The sequence below is a fragment of the Pedobacter psychrotolerans genome, assembly GCF_004340665.1.
GTDB lineage: Bacteria > Bacteroidota > Bacteroidia > Sphingobacteriales > Sphingobacteriaceae > Pedobacter > Pedobacter psychrotolerans.
In genome coordinates this window covers 45,550-65,890 of record NZ_SLWO01000007.1, presented here as the reverse complement: position 1 = coordinate 65,890, position 20,341 = coordinate 45,550, and the positions used below count along the sequence as shown (strand labels likewise).

Genomic DNA, 20,341 nt, shown 5'->3' with positions numbered 1-20,341 from the left:
GCCTGCCCGAATTTTAGGGAAGCAATCTTTCCTGCTTAAAGTTTACGGCAAGATAGATTGCTTCAGCTGTAGAAAAACCAGCTTCGCAATGACGATTAGTAGAAAATTAAACCTTGATCGTCATTGCGAGGAGGCACGACAGCCTGCCCCGAATTTTCGGGGAAGCAATCTTTCCTGCTTAGAGTTTACGGTAAGATAGATTGCTTCATCCAGAGAAAAACTGGCTTCGCAATGATGACTTAGGCGTATCTTCAGCTGATGAAAAATCTGCTCGCAATGACGTTTAGTTAAGGATAAGGTTTACAGAAGTGGCTCTCATTGCCCTTCACAAAAAAAGAATAATAAAAGTTTAATCATTTCCTATGAAAAACAACTCCATAATAAAAACATTAAAACTCCATTCCATCGGGCTGGCGATTTTAATTTCTGTAAGTATTTCCTGCGGGAAAACTGACAATCCCGTTCCAATTGAGCCAGTCATTCCACCTCCAACAGCAGGCACCTTTTCCAACCCGTTAATGAACGGAGCCGATCCTTCTGTTTATCAGAAAGACGGGGTATATTATTACTTACAAACCAATGGAAGTTCCATTAGTTTATGGGCCACTACGGCTATGTCTAAACTGAGTGCGGCCATTCCAAAAACGGTATTCGTTCCGACAGCAGGTGCAGCCAATTCCAGAAACATTTGGGCACCGGAATTATACTTCTTTGATGGTAAATGGTACATTTATTACACCGCTGGTAATGGCGCAGATATCAGTCAGCGGACCTGGGTACTCGAAAATAGCAGTGCAGATCCAACCACCGGAACCTGGGTTGATAAAGGCCGGATTTTTACTGCTGATACCGATTTCTGGGCAATTGATGGTTCAATCCTCGAGATGAATGGCAGCCGCTACTTCATGTGGTGCGGAAGACCCGATGTAACCAATGTGAATTTGACACAAAATATTTACATAGCGAAGATGCTAAATCCTTTTACCTTAGTAGGATCAGCAACTAAGTTAACAGAGCCGGAATACGGATGGGAAAAAAATGGATTTGGTGTAAATGAAGGCCCACAGGCATTGATATCGCCTGATAATAAAGCTTTTCTGATTTATTCAGCGAGTTATTGCGGAACAGATGATTATGCTTTAGGCATGTTGAGCCTTAAAACCGGGGGAGATCCTTTGGTGAAAGCCGATTGGCAGAAGTCTGCCCAGCCTGTGTTTAGCAAACAACCACAAAGCAATGCTTTTGGCCCGGGGCACAATTCTTTTTTCAAATCGCCAGATGGCAAAGAAAACTGGATTGTTTACCACGCCAATTCAGAAACTAACCAGGGCTGTGCAGACAGAAGAAACGTGAGGATGCAAAAATTTACCTTTAAAACCGACGGCAGTCCGGATTTTGGCGTGCCAGTAGCAACAGGATTGCAGATCAGTAAGCCTTCCGGAGAACAATAACATGAATAAACACATTAAAAAATACCGCATTGTACTGAGTTTGCTGCTGATGTTCATCGCACAGATGGGCCTGGCGCAAACTTTTAAAAACCCATTGCTGCCATCAGGAGCAGATCCCTGGAGCATTTATAAAGATGGCTACTATTACTATACCCAAACCATGCAAAATAAGCTGGTGATCTGGAAAACGAAAAACCTGGCAGATCTTAAAACGGCCGATAAGAAAACTATTTTTGTGCCACCCGCTGGCAAAGCCTATTCAAAAGAACTCTGGGCACCAGAAATTCACTTTATTAATGGCAAATGGTATGTGTATTTCGCTGCTGATGACGGCAATAACAAAAACCACCGCATGTATGTGCTGGAAAATTCATCCAAAGATCCTTTACAAGGCGAATGGGTATTCAAAGGCAAAGTAGGCGATGCCACCAACAAATGGGCCATTGATGGTTCAGTCTTCATTTACCAGAAACAGCTCTACATGATCTGGGCAGGATGGGAGGGAGACATCAACCAGAAACAGGAAATTTATATCGCAAAAATGAAAAATCCCTGGACACTTGATGGCGAACGCCACAAAATTTCTACCCCTCAGTTTGAATGGGAAAAACACGGCGACCTGAATGATCCCAACAATCCACCTCACGTAGATGTGAATGAAGGACCGCAAGTGCTCGTCAACAAGGGTAAGGTCTTTCTGATTTATTCGGCCAGTGGTTGCTGGACAGATTTCTACGCATTAGGCATGTTAACGCTGAAAGGCAAAAACCTATTGGATGCATCTTCATGGGTAAAAAGCCAAGAACCTGTATTTAAGCAATCGCCAGAAAATGGGGTGTATGCGCCTGGTCATAACTCCTTTTTTAAATCGCCAGATGGAAAGGAAGACTGGATTTTGTATCATGCCAATTCTGGTCCGGGGCAAGGCTGCGGCGGACAGCGTTCTCCAAGAGCCCAAAAATTTACCTGGAATGCAGATGGGTCGCCAAATTTTGGGATTCCACTGAAAACTGATCAGGAGCTCAATATTCCCTCACAAAATAAATAAGCTGGTTCGGCAAAAGCCGGACAACACCTAAAATTGATATGATGAAAAAATATTTTAATCTTTTATTACTCGCCCTTTTAAGCGCTACCACGATGGTAAAGGCACAGGAAGCTACACCAATTGTAGGCAAGGTATGGTCTATAGAAAAAGCCAATGCCTGGTACAAACAATATAAATGGATTAACGGAGCCGATTTTTTGCCCAGTACAGCCATCAACCAGTTGGAAATGTGGCAGGCCGATACCTTCGATCCGGCAACCATTGATAAAGAACTGGGTTGGGCAGAAAGCATTGGCTTCAACACCATGCGGGTGTACCTCCACAGCCTGGCCTGGAAACAGGATCAGGAAGGTTTCAAAAAAAGAATGGATCAATACCTGACCATTGCCAACAAGCATAAAATTAAAACCGTTTTTGTGTTTTTTGATGATTGCTGGAACAAGCAGGCCAAAATTGGTAAACAACCGGGACCAAAACCAGGTATCCACAATTCGGGATGGGTACAGGATCCAGGCGATCCGGATTCAAAAAATGCAGCTAATTTTCCAGCACTCGAAAAATATGTGAAGGATGTAATGACCCGTTTCAAAGCCGATAAACGCATTTTATTATGGGATTTATACAATGAGCCTGGAAATTCAGGCAAGTTAACCACTTCATACCCACTGTTGAAAAGTGTGTTTACCTGGGCAAGGGCGGTTAATCCGGAGCAACCGATTAGTGCCGGAATTTGGGCATGGGATTACAAAGAATTGAATGCTTTTCAAGCTTTAAATTCTGATGTGATCACTTACCACGATTATGAAGAACCGCAATGGCATCAACGCGTAATTGACATGTTGCGCTCGCACGGAAGGCCAATGATCTGTACCGAATACATGGCCCGTACCCGTGGCAGCCTCTTTGAAAATGTGATGCCTATCTTGAAGAAAGAAAACATCGGTGCCATTAACTGGGGATTGGTAGATGGAAAATCAAACACCAAATACGCCTGGGATACCCCACTTCCAAACGGAGAAGAACCAAAAGAATGGTTTCATGAAGTGTTCAGAAAAGATGGAACGCCCTACAAAAAGGAAGAAGTTGAGCTGATTAAAAAATTGAACGATATTAAATAAAGCCGCAAAAGGCAATTTCACTACCTTGTGAAACCTATCTAGCCATTTATGATAATCAAAAAGATAAGCAGGGCAATAGTCCTGCTCCTTTTTTTTAGCTTACTTATTTTACAGTATGCCACCGCTCAGAAAATTTTCTTTCGGCATTATACTGTATCCGATGGTTTGTGCGCCAACACCATCTGGGATATTGAGCAGGATGATCAGGGCTACATGTGGTTCGGTACCAAATACGGCCTGAGCCGTTTTGATGGCTACGATTTTAAATCTTTCCAGTTCCAGAAAGGCATCCCCGGAAGTTTGGGCAACAACTTCATCCGCAAAATTTTTAAGTACGATGCGAAAACCTTTTGGATCGGTACTGATGAGGGAATCTATATCTTCAACCTCGAAACCGAAAAGTTTAGCCTTTTTAAACCACTGCAGCATTACTTTATTAATGATGTAATCCGTGCCAAAAATGGCGATATCTGGATCGCCACCAAAGAAAAAGGTGTTTTTGTTTACTCGCCAAAAGGCCAGAAAATGAAGCGCTTCCATACCACATCTTCACCAGCAATAGCTTCAAACGAAGTCTCTAAAATCCTTCAGGATGATGCCGGGGAGATCTGGATGGGTACTTATGGCAAAGGCATTGATGTATTAAATCCGAAAACCAATCAGATCAGGCAATACAATACCTCATCGCCAGTGGCAAAACTTTCAAGCAATGTGATTCTCGATTTGTACAAAGATGGCAATGGCGATATCTGGATCGGTACCATGGCTGGTGGCTTAAACTTCTGGAATAAGCGTACAAACCAATTCACCATTTACCAGAAATCGTCGGGAAATTCCATCAGCGATAATATTGTAAGAGCCATTTATGAACCCAAACCCGGTTACATCTGTTTAGGAACGGAAAAAGGTTTAAACATCTTCGACCGGAAAAATAACCGCTTCACCGTTTATCAGAAAAAAAACCATGATCCCTTCAGCATTAATGATGATGCGGTATACAATGTTTTTAAAGATCGGGAAGGGGGCATTTGGGTAGGTACCTATTTTGGTGGACTCAATTATTATCACGAGGGAAGTTCGGGCTTTGAGTTTTATTATCCATCGGGCGTTAAAAATTCCCTTTCAGGAAACGCAGTGAGTGCCTTTCTGGAAACTAAACCCGGTCATATGTGGATTGGTACCGAAGATGGCGGCCTAAACTATTTCAATACGGCCGATAAATCTTTCCGCAAATTTCCTTTTTCAGCTGGGCAGGATAGCCTTTCTTACCACAATATTCATGCACTTTATCAGGATAAAACAGGCAACATCTGGATTGGTATGTACACCGGTGGAGTGAATATCCTGAATCCCCATACCGGAAAAATCAGGCGTTATAAAAGTGATCCGGCCAATCCGGCTTCGCTGAGTGATAACAGCGTGTATTCCATTGATGAAGACCGGCAGGGGCGTATCTGGGTATCTACCATTTCAGGTTTGAATCTTTACGATCAGCAAAATGACCGTTTCATCCGCATCAAAGGAAAAAATCTGGATAAAAGCTGTATCTATCAGGTGTACCAAGATGAAGATATGATCATCTGGATTGCCACCTATGACAATGGTTTGATCAGGATGGATCAAAATAACCACCTCACTCAATATGCCTATTCGCAAAAACCAGGTTCCATCAGTTCCAATAAAGTGATTTGCATGCTGGATGATGGAGAAGGCAACCTTTGGCTGGGAACGGATGGCAGCGGCCTGAATGTGCTTAATAAAAAGACAGGAAAGTTTAATGCTTTTGATGAGGAAAACTGGATCCGCAGTGCCGTAATTTATGGCATTGTAAAAGACCAGGCCGGGAAGTTATGGTTTTCTACCAACAGCGGCATTTTTGAATATAACCCAAAAACCAAAACCAAAAGAAGTTTTGGGAAATGGGATAACCTGCAAAGCCAGCAATACAATTATAAAGCCTATTACAAAGATTCAGCAGGTAAACTTTATTTTGGAGGCATCAACGGCTTCAATTCGTTCCTACCCGATCAAGTAAAAAGCCGTGCCGCCATTCCAAAAGTAAGTTTTACTAATTTTCAGTTGTTCAATAAAGACCTTGATCTGAACGATGAAAACAGTCCGATAAAGCAATCCATCAACTATACTCATGAAATTGTTCTAAATCATAACCAATCGGTGTTGAGCGTAGAATACGCCTCACTCAGTTTTATTGCACCTAATAAACTCCAATATGCCTTCAAAATGGAAGGCTTTGATAAAAGCTGGAATAATGTAGGCAGCCAGCGCAAGGCTACTTATACCAATTTACCAGCCGGGGAATACCATTTTCAGGTGAAAGTGATAGATGATTCAGGTACAGGCATTGGAGAAGTTTCCAGTATCAAGATTAAAATTTTGCCACCATTTTACAAAAGTATAACGGCTTATATTATCTACTTGATTGCACTCGTTTCCGGAGCCATCTGGTTACGCCGATTCGTGTATGAAAAAGAGCGTAAGCGAAATGAAATTAAGCTGGAACGACTTAAGAATAAAAGTGAGCAGGATTTTTATAAACAGAAAATAGAGTTTTTTACGGCCATGGCGCATGAAGTACGTACCCCGCTTTCGCTCATTATTGCTCCTTTGGAACAACTCCTAACCAGAAAAAAGAAAGATCCGGAAAGTATGGAACAGTTGCTGGTGATGGAAGAAAACTCAGATCGCTTGCTCACACTGGTCAATCAATTGCTCGATTTCAGACGCATTGAGAGCGATATTTTTGAAATCCATCCTGAACCGTTAGAACTGATATATTTAATCAATAGCATCCGCGATCGTTTCTCGCCAATTGCTATTAAAAAAGATCTGCAATTTGTTGTGGTCAGTGCATTTAAAAAACTGGAAATCCATGCCGATCCGGAAGCCCTGATGAAGATTCTGAGTAATTTACTGATCAATGCATTCAAATTCGCGAGGAAAAAACTGGAAATTAAAATCAATGCATTGCAGATTGATGTCAATGGCGAAGAAATGATTTCTATTAGTGTAGAGGATGATGGCATTGGAATTCCGAAAGCACAGCTTGATTCGATCTTTAAAAAGTTCTTTAAAGTGTCAACCGAAGAGCATCAGTACACCAACCTGGGTGGCACGGGCATCGGACTGGCACTAGCTAAATCGCTGACTGAAAAACATGGCGGCAGGCTCGAAGTACAAAGTGAAGAAGGCGTGAAAACCATTTTTACCGTGCTCATTCCATTTCGTCAATATGAAGTTGCGCCAGCTCTGGAGCTGGAAGAAGTAAACGCAGAACATGAAGGAAAGCAAACGGTTCTGGTGGTGGAAGACGACCCTTCGCTGCTGGATTTTCTTTCCAAAAGCTTTATAGCAGAGGGCTACCATATCTTAAAGGCGAAAAATGGAAAAGAAGGACTGAAGCAATTGGATAACCATCATGTTGATCTGGTGATTTCTGATGTGATGATGCCCGTAATAGATGGGATTGAGTTGTGTAAAATCATTAAGAATGATATCGATTATAGCCATTTACCAGTGGTTTTGCTCACGGCTAAAACCAATACGGAAGCGGAGATACAGGGATTGGAAAGTGGGGCCGATGCTTATATTTCGAAACCATTTAAATGGAAACAACTGTCGCTAATTATCAAAAATCTGCTCGAATTGCAGTCGAATTTAAAACAACGCTTCGCCCAAAACCCGCTCGAGGGGACAGAAATTCTCAATACCGGAAACCGGGATAAAAAGTTTCTGGAGAAAATCACGCAGATTATCGAAGCCAGAATTGCTGATCCGCGACTTTCGGTAGAAGACCTGGGCAGGGAAGTAGGCCTCAGCCGATCGAGTTTGTACAAAAAGATCAAAGCCAAAACCGGGCATGTGCCAAATGAATTTGTCCGGATTATCCGCTTGAAGATGGCCGCCAAGTTATTGATTGAACAGGAATACACCATCGCCGAGATCGGCTATATGGTGGGTTTCAATTCGCATTCTTATTTCAGTAAATGTTTTTACACCCAGTTCGAACTCACACCAACAGAGTTTGTGGAGAAGCATAAGCGGAACAGCGAGGTAGGATAAGCTAATCTAATGTTTCATCGGTTAAATACGATTTTTCATTATGGTATAGATTGATTAATATTATGGATTTTGTTTCATTTTTGAAATCTGTATTCTATATCTTTGCGGCTGAATGTTGAACAGGTTTATTGCCATATCATTATTAGTCGCACTGATCGGATCCAACTGTTCGCGTTTTTTCATTTATGCAGGTTTTGAGTTAAACCAGAAGTATATTTCAGAAAAGCTATGCGAAAACAGAGATAGACCCTGGATGCATTGTAATGGCAAGTGTTTTTTAATGAAGAAACTAAAGCTGGCCGAGGAAAAAGAAAAAAAACAGGAAAGGGAAAATCAGCGGAGCCATCACATGGAAGCGCTGCCTGTAGCTGCAGCTTCTTTTGCCTTTAAAAAGTCAACCATCAAGGTTATCTATCCACAACGTCCGGTGCTCAATACTGTACACCGAACTTTCACTATATTCCAACCGCCTAAAGCCTTTATTCTACAGGCTTGATTTAGATCATTATGTTTTTGCATTTTATGCCCTAGTTTGCGGCTACCTTAAAAGGTGACTGTGTTTCTCTTTTTAGAAGAGTGACCAAATTGTAGAAGCTTAATATGTCAATTCATAGTTTAATTAAATTATGTTTAAAGGCTCAATGCTATTGTTTTATCGTTTGTAATATTAGCGTATAGCATTAAAGTTGCCGTGATCTTTTTCTATATCATGCTAAATATTCCGCGATGTCTCGTTTAGGAATGTTCTGGCAAAAGGCCTGTATTATTGTTTTTTTTAGAAGTGAATCTGCTGCATACTGAAGATTACAGCTTGCGAAAGTGCTGCTTTGGTAAATGTTATTCGTATTAAAAATACTAACGTGATGAGAAATTTATTTAAAACATACGCTGCTTCCGGGATAATGGTTGCACTTTGTTTGACAATGTTTTTAGGTTGTAACAATGAAACTGATTATAAAGTGATCCGCCAGGAAGTGGTCGATCTGCACAATAAGGTAATGGAGGATGGAGAAATTGCTTCGAAAAACAGGCTGATGTTGGATACGCTATCCAGAATCGGATTAAAGGCATTCAAGGATACTCAACCCGGTATTGATACCATAACCGAGCAAAAAAATATTGCCATACTCATAGGGAAGCTTGATCAGGTAGATCAGGATATGATGAAATGGATGCAGGAATTTGAGCCAGATGTTGAAGGAAAGGGTAATGCGGAAGCCGTAAAATACTTTGAAGGCGAAAGAATTAAGATCAAAAAACTGGATAGCCAATACAAGCAAATACTTAATGAATCGGATGTTTACCTGAAAAAGTTCAATTTGATACCCTCATCGCATTCAATGGAGCATGATCACGGTAAACACTGATGTGTAAACGGAATTCGATTGATATTTACTGATTTAACACCCCGGTCTGCGACCACCCCTCTGAAAGAGGGGAATTACGATCGCCATTCCCTCAGATGTATCGGAGGGTGCCCAAAGGGCGGGGTAGTTAAGGTATAAATAACGCATTCAAATAGTATTCTATTCATATTATTTATCGAATTCAGTTTAGTCAAGTGTAAAATCGTCAGATCATATTTCACATCATCATTATCAATAGAATACCGACTATGAACCACCCATGGATCATAGTCGCTAGGATTAACGGTAGTTGAAAACTACCCACACAGAAAATTAAATGAAAAAAATCATATTTACCGGGCTATGTCTGGTTTTACAAATATTCATGGTTTTTGCACAAGAAAAGCCATCAATAAAAAAGGATTCGGTACGCATAGCGAAGGATACTTCGGCAAAAACACTCAGCGAAGTAAAAATCAGTTCACGTTACTATCGCCGTTACAACATTAATAAGTCTTCAGCTACGCTGAAAGTTAATACACCATTACTTCAGTTGCCACAAAATATTCAGGAAATTGATCAAAGCATCATCGCCGATCAGCAGGCAATTTCTGTAAATGAAAGTGTAACCAGAAATGTCAGCGGAGCCACCCGCAATAACAATGCTGATCTTTATACTTCTTACGTATTTATGAGGGGGGCTCAGATAACACCCATGCGCAATGGTCTGGATCTTTCGATGATTTATGCGGGGCCGAGTGCGGAAGATGCGGCCATCATCAGCCGGGTAGAATTTATTAAAGGTCCATCCAGCTATATTAATGGCCTTTTTGATCCGGCAGGCTCCTATAACATTGTAACTAAACAGCCAATGGGTACGAATACCCGTGAGATAGGTTTTTCTGTAGGCAGTTTCAACCTGTATAGGGCAAACGTTGATTTTGATGGCAACTTAGATAAAGCCGGAAAATGGCAGTATCGATTGAATGCAGCCGGACAGAAGGCTAAATCATTTCAGCGATATAATTTTAACGATAAAGTGGTGGTAGATCCCGTGCTGAAATACAATATCAATAACCATTCTTATCTTTCAGCAGAATACATCTTTCAAACGCAACGTTTTCAGCAGTATTTCGCAACTGTGTTTGCACCAGATGGATTTGCGAGTTTGCCGACTGATTTTACCATCAATGACCCCAATAAGGCACCGATGAAATCCATTGAGCACAATGGATTTTTAAGCTATCATAATGCTTTCAATGCGAATTGGCAGCTAACGATAAATGCGGCTTATGCGCATGACCACCTCGAAGGAACTTACTTTTTTGTATCCAGATACAACGCTGCCCAGCCAAATTTGATCATGAGAAGGGCAACTTATGAAAGGCTCAACACCGATGTATTGGCTATCCAGCCTTACATTAGTGGGGTATTCAACACTGGCAGCATCCGTCACGATTTCACAGGAGGTCTTGATATTAACCACAAAAGTTTCCTTTCTTATTCCGGATCCAATGATCCAACGGCAAACCAAACACTTTATCCGCTTGATGCATCAAACCCTGTTTATGGAATTGCTTTTGATGCCAATGTAAGGGGAGGCGCACTATCGGATATTGCAACAGACCAGCAGTCCATTAGTTACCAGGCGGCCTATATGCAGGATGAACTTGGCATGCTGGAGGGAAAACTTCGTTTAACATTTGGTGCTAGATTTACTTTTAGCGAGACAGGTGTGCAGAAGAGTGTTTCAAAAACCAGCCTGGGCACTACTAAGAATAACGTATTTACGCCGAAGATAGGTTTGAGCTATTCATTGCTTCCTGATTTTTCTGTCTATGGTCTTTATGATGAGACTTTTACACCACAAAGCGGTGTAAATACTACCACAGGTGAAGCTTTTAAACCATTGAAAGGACAGAATCTGGAATTTGGATTGAAGAAAGACTGGATGAATGGCAAATGGAATACTACGGTGTCTATCTACCGAATTATTCGTGATAATGTTAAGGTGAGTGATCCATCCATCAATGTACAAACACAGCTTGGGCAAACCCTTTCAAAGGGTGTAGAATTTGATTTGAAGGGTGAAATTTTTAAAGGACTAAATGCGGTAATCAACTACGCCTATACGGATAGTCATATTTCAAAAGACACCAATCCGGCCAGGATAGGTTTGATTACACCATTTCGAGTAAAGCATATTCAAAATACCTGGCTGAATTACGCTATTCCATTTGCTGCTTTAAAAGGATTTTCAGTTTCTGCAGGTTATCAATGGCAAGTAGGCAGGGCAGGCAGATATGAACTTCAACAATTAACATTGGCGCCGTTACTTCGTTTGGATGGGGGGGTAGGTTGGTCTAACAGCCGTTTTTCCGTTAATGGTATTGTTAATAATATCCTGAACAGGTTTAATTATGGAAGTGGCTGGATTACACCTTCTTCGGCCAACATTGGTACTTTCGCTTACGTGCCCTATCCTCCTCGCGAATTCAGGCTTAACCTCGGTTATAAATTTTAATCTGGACATGGAGATGAAACAATGGATAAACCGCCTGACCAAAGTGTCATTCAGGATTCATGGCTGGCTAGGACTTACCGTGGGCCTGTTCTTTCTGCTTTACGGACTGAGCGGTTCATTGCTTGTATTCCGGCATGATCTTGATCGTTACTTCAATCCCGAGCTTCATCATCTGAAGCCCGGGAATACAACAGTTCCGGCTGATGATATGTATAGAATGATTCTCCGCACGCATCCTAACCTGAAAAAGCTGGTGCTGCATGACTTTCCATGTGACCGTTTCGACAGTTATGAATTCATGCTCTATAAGCGACAGGAAAACCTGACGGATAACTATCTGTACTTTGTTTTTGTAAATCCATATACTGGAAAAATCATCAAAGAAGGAGACTATGGTGAGCTTTCTCCATCTTTTTTTCGTTGGCTTTATACTTTGCATTATAGTCTGCAAATGGGTATCCCGGGGATGTTTATAACAGCGATTATTGGACTACTGATGTTACTTTCTCTTTTAACGGGCACGATCATTTACCGCAAACATTTTTGGCAGGCCTTGAGATTTAAATCAGTGCTGCGCTTTTCTAATTGGCGAACAGGTGCTTCTTCACTTCACCGAATTATTGGTGTATGGTCACTGATATTTAATATGGTGCTTTTTTTTACCGGCTTTTGGATGCTCCGGGAATATTTTAGCCCTTCGATGTGGACGCTGCCTAAACAGCAGGAAAATTACTTGGTTCCTGCAAATATTGATCGCATCGTAATGAAAGCCAAAAATCATGTAATAGGCTTTAAGCCAATTGCTGTGAATATTCCGACAGTTAAAGGTGGTGAAATATTGGTAAGGGGGCACATGCCTTCCACTACAAATTTGCTACTTCAGGGAAAAGCAAGTAGCATTGCTTTTGATGCAGAAACAGGAGCATTAAAAAAACAAACGATCATTGACAAACAAAGTATGGAAGAGCGTTTTGAATATATGGCTTATCAACTGCATGCTGGTTACTTTGGTGGTGATGTACTCAAATGGATTTATGTTTTCTTTGGGCTTAGCCCGGCGTTTCTCTCCATCACAGGAAGCCTTTTATGGATGAAAAGAAAATATCCGCAGAGAAGAAAAGGATAAATTTTAAATGATAATATAATATTTGATTTATGATAAATACTTTCTAATCAGTCAATATCATCTAATTTTAAGCACAGGCACTAAAAACTAATTTGTTGATTGTCAATTTATTTAAAATGAAAATCAAGAGAACGTGCAACATTCTTTAAACTTTTGCATCTAGTAGATAACCGAGCAAAACTATTTTGCAGACAAACTAATCTTCTATGAGCAGATACTTAACGATTTTATGCATTGTATTGCAATGCAGCTTTACACTTTCCACCCTTCAGGCACAAGAAAAAAAATACCAGATTAGTGGTGTAATCGTTGATAGCCTTACTCAAAAACCCGGAGAATATTTTACTGTTGCGCTTAAAAAAGATTCAGTGGTAATTAAAAGTGCGGTATCTAATGAACAAGGTAAATTCTCTTTTGATGGAATTGGTCAGGGTAAATATAAAATCATTATTGGATCGCTGGGATATCGTTCAAAACAGCTTGATGTAAACCTTAAAGATGATCTCAATTTGGGCAAGATTTTGGTGGTTTCCTCAGGTAATGAACTAAATGAAGTATCCGTTGCCGGTAGTAAACCTATCATTAAACAAGAACCTGACCGGATTATTTATGATATACAATCAGACCCTGAAAGTAAGGTGCTTTCTGTATTGGATATGATGCGCAAAGTTCCTCTTTTATCAGTAGATGCAGATGATAATGTAAAATTAAAGGGAGCTGGCAATTACCGCATCCTGATTAATGGCAAACCTTCCGGGATTTTAACCCGTGACCCGAAAGAGTTTCTGAAAAGTATGCCCGCTGCAGGGGTGCAAAAAATAGAAGTAATTACCACACCACCATCCAAATATGAAAGCGAGGGTTTGGCGGGTATCATCAATATCATCACTTCCAAAAAAATGGAGAACGGCTATAGCGGGAATGTGAATGTGCGTAACCAGTTTCCAGGCGGGCCGAGTGGGAATCTAAACTTTACCATTAAGCAAGGTAACTTTGGGGCGAGCCTTTACGGTGGTACAGGTGTGTGGCAGGTTGATGGTGTAAAAATTACAGATATGAGAAATAGCCGGGGCACCGCAATTGCATCGAGCCTGTATTCTTTAGGTACACAAAAAACAGATAATCAATGGGCCTGGGGTGGAGGGGAATTTAGTTATGAGCTTGATTCTTTAAACCTGGTCACCTTAGAAGTGAACCCATATGGTGGTTATAATGAACAAAATCTAGGTCAGCATTTCGATATTAAAGATGGTGCGGTATCATCTGGTTATGATCTGGAGAGCAAAACCAGATATGAATGGCGTGGAACGGATTATACATTAAACTATCAGAAAGGATTTAAAAATAAAAAAGAACACCTCTTAACATTCTCCTATAAGCTTTTTGACAGTTCTGAACCACAACTGAATGATGTGATGTTTAGCAACAGACTCAATTACACCGGTCTGAATTACAAACAGGATAATACGAGCAAATCAAAAGAACAGACGGCTCAAATTGATTACATCAATCCATTTAAAAAACTGACCATAGAGGCAGGAGTAAAGGCAATTCTGAGAAATGGAGAAAGCAATTTTCAGTACCTGAATTTTAATGAGGCCCAGCAGATCTATATTAACGATCCATCACAGAGTAACGTTTATACTAACGATCAGAATATTTTTGGGATTTATAATACCTACACTTTAAAATTAAAAGACTGGACTTTTAAAGGTGGTGCCCGTTTGGAACGTACTGATGTTACAGGCAATTTTGAAAGTACTAATTCTACTGTTAAATCTGATTATTATAACCTGATTCCTTCAGTTTCCTTAAACAGAACCTTAAAGAATAGCCAAAGTATTAGTTTAGGTTTTACTCAACGCATTCAACGTCCGGGTATTTGGGATCTCAACCCATTTGTAGATAAATCAAGACCAAACTTTGAGTATTATGGAAATCCAGATCTGAAAGCTGCATTAAGCAATAACTTCGAGATGACCTATAGCAACTTTAAAAAGGGATCGCTTAATTTAAGCTTGACGTATAATTTTGCCAACAACACCCAACAGCAAGTATATGAATATTTTGCTGCCGAAAACCTGACACGGATAACCTCCTATAATATTGGTAAAAACAAACTCCTTGGTACCAATGCCAATTTTAATTACCCAATTACAGGAAAATGGAACCTTAACGTAAGTGCTAACCTGAATTATATCTGGCTGGAAGGGATGATAAGTGGTGTACTGACTAAAAATAATGGTGTAACGGGTTATGCCAATTTTAACACCAGTTATAAGTTCGAAAAGAATTGGAAGTCTAGTATTTCTATTAATTATGGAGCACCAGATGTGATGTTGCAAGGCAAGTCAAACGACAGTTATTATATTGCTTTAAGCGGAAGTAAGGATATCATTAAAGATAAGCTGATCTTTTCTGCCTTAGTGGCAAATCCTTTTCAAAAATACAGGGCTTACAGAAGTTATAATGAAGGCGTAAACTTCACACAGGAACGGATTCGTGAAAATCCATTCAGACGAGTTAACCTGAGCATGAACTGGAAATTCGGAAAACTGAAAGGTTCTATTAAAAAGAGTGAACGTAGCATTACGAACGATGATACCAAAAAATCAAGTAATTAATCTTTATGCGAACAAAATAGTCTGGAATTATTAATTTCATATTTTTAGTAACTAATTATTGTTTTACAATAATTAATTATTATTTTTAGTGAATAATTAATTTTTCAACGATATGAAGTTAGTTCGCCATATTTCAACCATTGCTTTTTACCTCACCAGGGTGATCGCTGCCGGATATATTTTAACAGCCCTGTATATTATCCTCTGCGTGGCATTCAATCTGTCTACTCTGCAACACTTGCCAGATAACCGCTTTGCAATTTGTTATCCCTTTACTTCCCAGCATTTTTTACTGGGCTCGGAATATGCTACGGCTTATATTGCAGAAATGGTTTTGCTTATTTTTATTTACGGCGTGTTTTTTGTTTTGCTCAGTAATGTGTTCAAATCCTTCAAACCTAAAAAAATATTTACCTTACAGGGGATTCATCACCTGAGACTTTTTTACCTGATCAACCTTCTGATCTTTCCCATTTTGTTTCTCATCCTCTATGTTTATTCTGTGGAAGACTACCCGTACGGATTTATGATTATAGCCCATTGCATTATGGGAATATTTGCGCTTTTTATTGCTGCCATATTTAAACAGGGCTTAAATTTACAAAACGATCAGGACTTAATTATTTAGCCATGCCAATAGTAGTAAATGTAGATGTGATGCTGGCCAAACGCAAAATGCAAAGTAAGGAACTGGCAGACCGGTTAGGGATCACGCCAGCAAATTTATCCATACTCAAAACAGGTAAGGCAAAAGGAGTAAGGTTTGATACACTTGAAGCCATTTGCAAAATCCTGAACTGCCAGCCTGGCGATATTTTGGAGTATGTAGAGGCATAAATAACCACCCATATTTTTTGATTAAAAAAAGCACTTCCAAAAGTGCATAGGAAAACTATTGCCCAAAAATTTAATGACTATGAATCACTTATCAATTAAAAACCTTCGGAAAACATACGCCAATGGGGTGGTTGCCATCAACAATATTTCGCTGGAAATCGGGAACGGCATGTTTGGTTTATTAGGCCCCAATGGTGCAGGTAAATCATCCTTAATGAAAACGATTGTTGGCCTCCAAACAGCGGATAGCGGTGAGGTGATCTTTAATGATATTGATGTATTAGCAGATCCGGGCACTATTAAAAAACACCTGGGTTTTCTGCCTCAGGATTTCGGCGTTTACCCTAAAATATCAGCTTATGATTTGCTTTCGCATATGGCTGTTTTAAAAGGGGTAATAAACGCTCCTGAAAGAAAAGAGCAGATTCTGGCTTTGCTGGATAAGGTTAATCTATTTCAGCATCGAAAGAAAGAAGTACATACATTTTCTGGTGGCATGCGGCAAAGATTTGGTGTGGCACAAGCCCTTCTTGGCAATCCTCAGATCATTATTGTAGATGAGCCAACTGCTGGTCTTGATCCTGAAGAGCGGAATCGATTTAATACTTTGTTAAGTGGCATCAGTGAGGAAGTCATTATTATCCTTTCTACCCATCTGGTGGAAGATGTACGCAATTTGTGTGCTAAAATGGCCATCATGAATAAAGGGGCCATACTCACTTACGGAAACCCAAATGATCTTATTCAGGTGCTGGAAGGTAAAGTATGGCAGAAGCAAATTATGATCACAGAGATGGAACGGTATCAAAATGATTATCATGTGATCTCTTCGCAGTTTATTTCCGGTAAAATGAATATCCAGATTTTATCAGATTACCCGATCGCAGCGTTCAAGCCCGTTCACCCAACATTAGAAGATGTCTATTTCTCAGCACTTAAACCTCTAAAAAACGGATGATGAATACTATATTCCTTTTTGATGTTCGTAGTTATTTTAAAAGACCTGGCTTTTATGTCGTCTTACTGTTGATTGCTATATTTGGCGTGGTAGGAGGAGCCAATGCCCGGTTCTCTGTTGGTGAAGATATCTTTGAAAACTCGCCTTATCAGATCAGTTTTATCACTAATCTGGTCAGTTTAGTCACGCTTTTCTTTAGCACCCTGTTTGCTTCGCAATTACTTTTCAGAGAAGCCGATTCTAATTTTGAACTCTTACTTTTTAGTACACCTGTCCGAAAAAGTCAGTTTTTTGCAGGACGATATGCATCGCTGCTGTTCATGAGTTTTTTATGTATACTGTTGTTGATGATCAGTTTTTTTATTGGATATGCATTTGGGGAATCTTCAACAAAACGTACCGGATTTGTATTTAGCTGGTACCTGTATCCACTGGTGATTTTTACCTTGGTTAATACCTTGTTCACCACTGCAGTACTGAGTTTTGTGGCATGGAGTACCCGCAATAAATTACTGGTATATGTGAGCGGCTTGTTATTGTATATTTTTTATATGGTGGCCTTAATTTATTCAGGCTCACCTTTAATGGCGCAAAGTATGCCGCAATCAGATCAGGCACAGTTCATATCTGCCATATTAGATCCATTTGGGTTTTCAGCCTTTTTTTATCAAACAGCGCATTGGTCGGCTGTACAAAGAAATACAGAAATGGTCTCTTTAAGCGGCATGTTTTTATTTAACAGATCTGCCATATTGTTGCTTTCAGCAGGTTTAATATTTTTTTCAGTCAGAAAATTTTCGCTGATCAAAAGCACGAAATACAAAGCTACTGCTCCTATATCTATGGTTCAGGAACATTGCGTCTCCATCTCTTACAAATCTATAGATACTAAACATAACTTCCAGGCACAATTCAGCGCAATGCTTTCATTTGTCAGGATGGATCTGGTTTATATTTTTAAAAGTATACCCTTTATCATCACGGCAATGGCTTTGTTGTTTTATGTGGGAATGGAACTCTATGGTGAGATAGAAAAAGGCATCAGGATACCACAACAATATGCCAGTTCGGGTTTGATGGTGAGTACCATAATCCAGAATTTTCATGCATTATGCATGATAGCCACATTATATTATGCGCATGAAATATTTTGGAGGAGCAAGAATGCCAACTTTAATCTAATTGAAGATGCAGCAGCAAATATTAAGACTCGTTTTTTTGCCCAATGTCTGTCGCTGGCTATTCTGATTTTTTTATATAGTGGATTAATGATTTTGGGAGGCATATTTTTTCAGTTGCTGTATCATTATCCTTTCATAGAATGGAGGGTTTACGCCCATGTATTCCTCTTTAATAGTTTTCCACTGGTATTATTAGGGATCATGATTTTATTGATCCAAAAAGTGATCAGGCAAAAGTATGCCGGACTTGCTTTAACGGCATTATTCGCCCTAATCATGGCCACTTCCATAGGTAAAAAAGTTTTTAGTTATCCACTGTTAAAATTTTTACAGCCCTTTCAGGGAGATTTTAGCGACATGAATGGCTTTGGTTCTTATACCGTTGTTTATGGAGAAAGATTAGGCTTTGGCCTGGGGGTAGTACTAATGCTACTGATTATATTTAATCTGACCAAAAGAAATTTATTAAGATGGCCAGCCATAATCGCACTCTTAATGTCAATAAGTCTTATGTATTGGACAGGAAGCGCTTTAATGAAAGGTTATCAGCCGAAAAATGAAGATGCAGATTTACGGGCAAAAGCCAATTACGAAAGTGCTTTCAGGAAATATCAGCACCTGCCACAACCCACTATTACGGCTATCACTACAAGGGTAGATTTATTCCCGGAACAAAATGCTTATCATTTCAGCGGCACTTATAAGCTCCTGAATAAAACGAAACAGCACATTCATAGCGTTCTGGTTAATCTGGGCAATGAAATGAATATAAATAATGCTGTGTTCATAAATGGTTCTGAAAAGATCAGGATCAGAAAGCCATACCAGTTGATTCGATTGCAAAAAGCCTTATTACCAAATCAGGAAGCTAGATTTGAATTTGATCTCAGCTATGCTTGGAAGGCGGTAAACGGACACCATTCGTTTAATGCCATTGTACAAAATGGCTCATTTATGCGAATCAGCAGGTTTTATCCACAGTTTGGTTACTTATCTGCAAATGAAATAACAGATGAAAATCATAGGAAGCAATTTCGATTAGGTAAGCTAACTGCTATAAAAGCATTCAATGCGCCAAAAGTTGCTAATGATGATTTTATTAACCTGAATATGCGGATCTCTACGCCGCTTAACCAAACTGCTATTGGAGTTGGAGAACTAACCAGGCAATGGAAAGATGCAAATAGGAATTATTTTCAATACCAAACAAGCTCACCAATACCCTTTCGTTTTGCCATCTCTTCTGCAGCATATGCCATTACAAGAGCGCAATATAAAGGGCGAAATTTTGAAATTTATTATCATCCATCTCACCCTGAAAATGTACAGCATTTGCTTAAAAATGCAGAAATGACGTTGGATTATTGTGAAGCAAACTTTGGTACGTACCCATTTAAAACGATTCGTTTTGCCGAAGTTTCCAGTTTTACCCAAGGTTTTGCCGCAACGGCATATCCTGCAACAATTTATATGACAGAAGATATGCTGTTTCACGCTAATATTAAAGGTGATAAGCAGCAGGATGTAATAAATGAACTGGCCGGTCATGAATTATCCCATATGTGGTGGGGCAATAACCAGATTTCTCCTGATGAAAGAGATGGTGCGGCCATGCTTACGGAAACACTGGCGATGTATACAGAATTGATGTTGCTCAAGAAGATGTATGGCAAAGCAAAACTGCTGGAAAAGATAAAAATGCATTTAGGAATTTATCTGGATGAAAGAGGCTTTACCACCGAACAGCCGTTATATCAGGTGAAAAATGAAAACATTCATATTTCCTATTCCAAAGGTGCGGTAATGATGTACAGGTTAGGCGAACTGATTGGAGAAGAAAAGGTAAATCTTGCCTTAAGAAATTTTTTGGCAAAAAATAAATACCCGAACCCTAAACCTGTTTCTATAGATTTATTGAAGGAAATTTATCTGTTAAGTGATGAAAGGTTCCATGTTGAGATAGAAAACATGTTCATGAAAACAGGAGGATTAAAAGAAGGAATGAAATTATAGAAATAAATCATCCCTAAAATTCACCAGTAAATTTA

At 39.7% G+C, this 20,341-nt stretch carries 14 protein-coding genes and 1 pseudogene; 14 read left to right on the top strand and 1 reads right to left on the bottom strand.

From position 1 onward, the window contains the following. Positions 1-362 precede the first annotated feature (362 nt). The 5 genes and pseudogenes from EV200_RS17170 (at position 363) to EV200_RS17155 (ending at position 7,697) form a co-directional block, all read left to right on the top strand. The gene (locus EV200_RS17170) at positions 363-1,451 is read left to right on the top strand and encodes a glycoside hydrolase family 43 protein (RefSeq protein ID WP_132534836.1); all 1,089 of its coding nucleotides are present in this window, start codon (positions 363-365) and stop codon (positions 1,449-1,451) included. A gap of 1 nt (position 1,452) precedes the next feature. Next, positions 1,453-2,499, top strand: a complete 1,047-nt coding sequence (locus EV200_RS17165; protein WP_132534835.1) for a glycoside hydrolase family 43 protein — start codon at positions 1,453-1,455, stop codon at positions 2,497-2,499. A gap of 38 nt (positions 2,500-2,537) precedes the next feature. Further along, positions 2,538-3,617: a glycoside hydrolase family 2 TIM barrel-domain containing protein gene (locus tag EV200_RS17160; RefSeq protein ID WP_229676688.1), complete on the top strand. Its 1,080-nt coding sequence runs from the start codon at positions 2,538-2,540 to the stop codon at positions 3,615-3,617. 48 nt (positions 3,618-3,665) lie between these two features. Continuing rightward, positions 3,666-3,818, top strand: a pseudogene (locus EV200_RS22240) (hypothetical protein); the annotation flags it as partial. Between the two features lie 324 nt (positions 3,819-4,142). Further along, positions 4,143-7,697: a two-component regulator propeller domain-containing protein gene (locus EV200_RS17155; RefSeq protein WP_229676686.1), complete on the top strand. Its 3,555-nt coding sequence runs from the start codon at positions 4,143-4,145 to the stop codon at positions 7,695-7,697. 60 nt (positions 7,698-7,757) lie between these two features. Here EV200_RS17155 and EV200_RS22125 read toward each other — a convergent pair whose 3' ends face one another. Next, positions 7,758-7,880, bottom strand: a complete 123-nt coding sequence (locus tag EV200_RS22125; protein WP_262707946.1) for a hypothetical protein — start codon at positions 7,878-7,880, stop codon at positions 7,758-7,760. Between the two features lie 97 nt (positions 7,881-7,977). Here EV200_RS22125 and EV200_RS17150 point away from each other — a divergent pair, with 97 nt between their 5' ends. From EV200_RS17150 to EV200_RS17110, 9 genes are all read left to right on the top strand, one after another. Next, positions 7,978-8,193, top strand: a complete 216-nt coding sequence (locus EV200_RS17150) for a hypothetical protein (protein ID WP_132534831.1) — start codon at positions 7,978-7,980, stop codon at positions 8,191-8,193. Positions 8,194-8,560: 367 nt separating this feature from the next. Beyond that, on the top strand, positions 8,561-9,064 hold the full coding sequence (locus EV200_RS17145; RefSeq protein ID WP_229676685.1) for a hypothetical protein: 504 nt from the start codon (positions 8,561-8,563) through the stop codon (positions 9,062-9,064). A 316-nt stretch (positions 9,065-9,380) separates the two neighbouring features. After that, positions 9,381-11,567 (top strand): TonB-dependent siderophore receptor, encoded by a 2,187-nt coding sequence (locus EV200_RS17140; protein WP_132534830.1) that lies wholly within the window; start codon positions 9,381-9,383, stop codon positions 11,565-11,567. Positions 11,568-11,580: 13 nt separating this feature from the next. Next, positions 11,581-12,693, top strand: a complete 1,113-nt coding sequence (locus tag EV200_RS17135) for a PepSY-associated TM helix domain-containing protein (protein WP_165877957.1) — start codon at positions 11,581-11,583, stop codon at positions 12,691-12,693. A gap of 206 nt (positions 12,694-12,899) precedes the next feature. Further along, complete coding sequence (locus EV200_RS17130) at positions 12,900-15,317, top strand: outer membrane beta-barrel family protein (RefSeq protein WP_132534827.1); 2,418 nt, start codon at positions 12,900-12,902, stop codon at positions 15,315-15,317. Between the two features lie 112 nt (positions 15,318-15,429). Beyond that, positions 15,430-15,945, top strand: a complete 516-nt coding sequence (locus EV200_RS17125; RefSeq protein ID WP_132534825.1) for a DUF2975 domain-containing protein — start codon at positions 15,430-15,432, stop codon at positions 15,943-15,945. A 2-nt stretch (positions 15,946-15,947) separates the two neighbouring features. Beyond that, complete coding sequence (locus EV200_RS17120) at positions 15,948-16,154, top strand: helix-turn-helix domain-containing protein (RefSeq protein WP_132534823.1); 207 nt, start codon at positions 15,948-15,950, stop codon at positions 16,152-16,154. Between the two features lie 79 nt (positions 16,155-16,233). Continuing rightward, positions 16,234-17,112, top strand: coding sequence for an ABC transporter ATP-binding protein (locus EV200_RS17115; protein ID WP_132534821.1), 879 nt, complete (start codon positions 16,234-16,236; stop codon positions 17,110-17,112). Continuing rightward, complete coding sequence (locus tag EV200_RS17110; protein ID WP_132534820.1) at positions 17,109-20,306, top strand: ABC transporter permease/M1 family aminopeptidase; 3,198 nt, start codon at positions 17,109-17,111, stop codon at positions 20,304-20,306. The genes EV200_RS17115 and EV200_RS17110 overlap by 4 nt, the downstream gene beginning before the upstream one ends. The last annotated feature ends 35 nt before the right edge of the window (positions 20,307-20,341 follow it).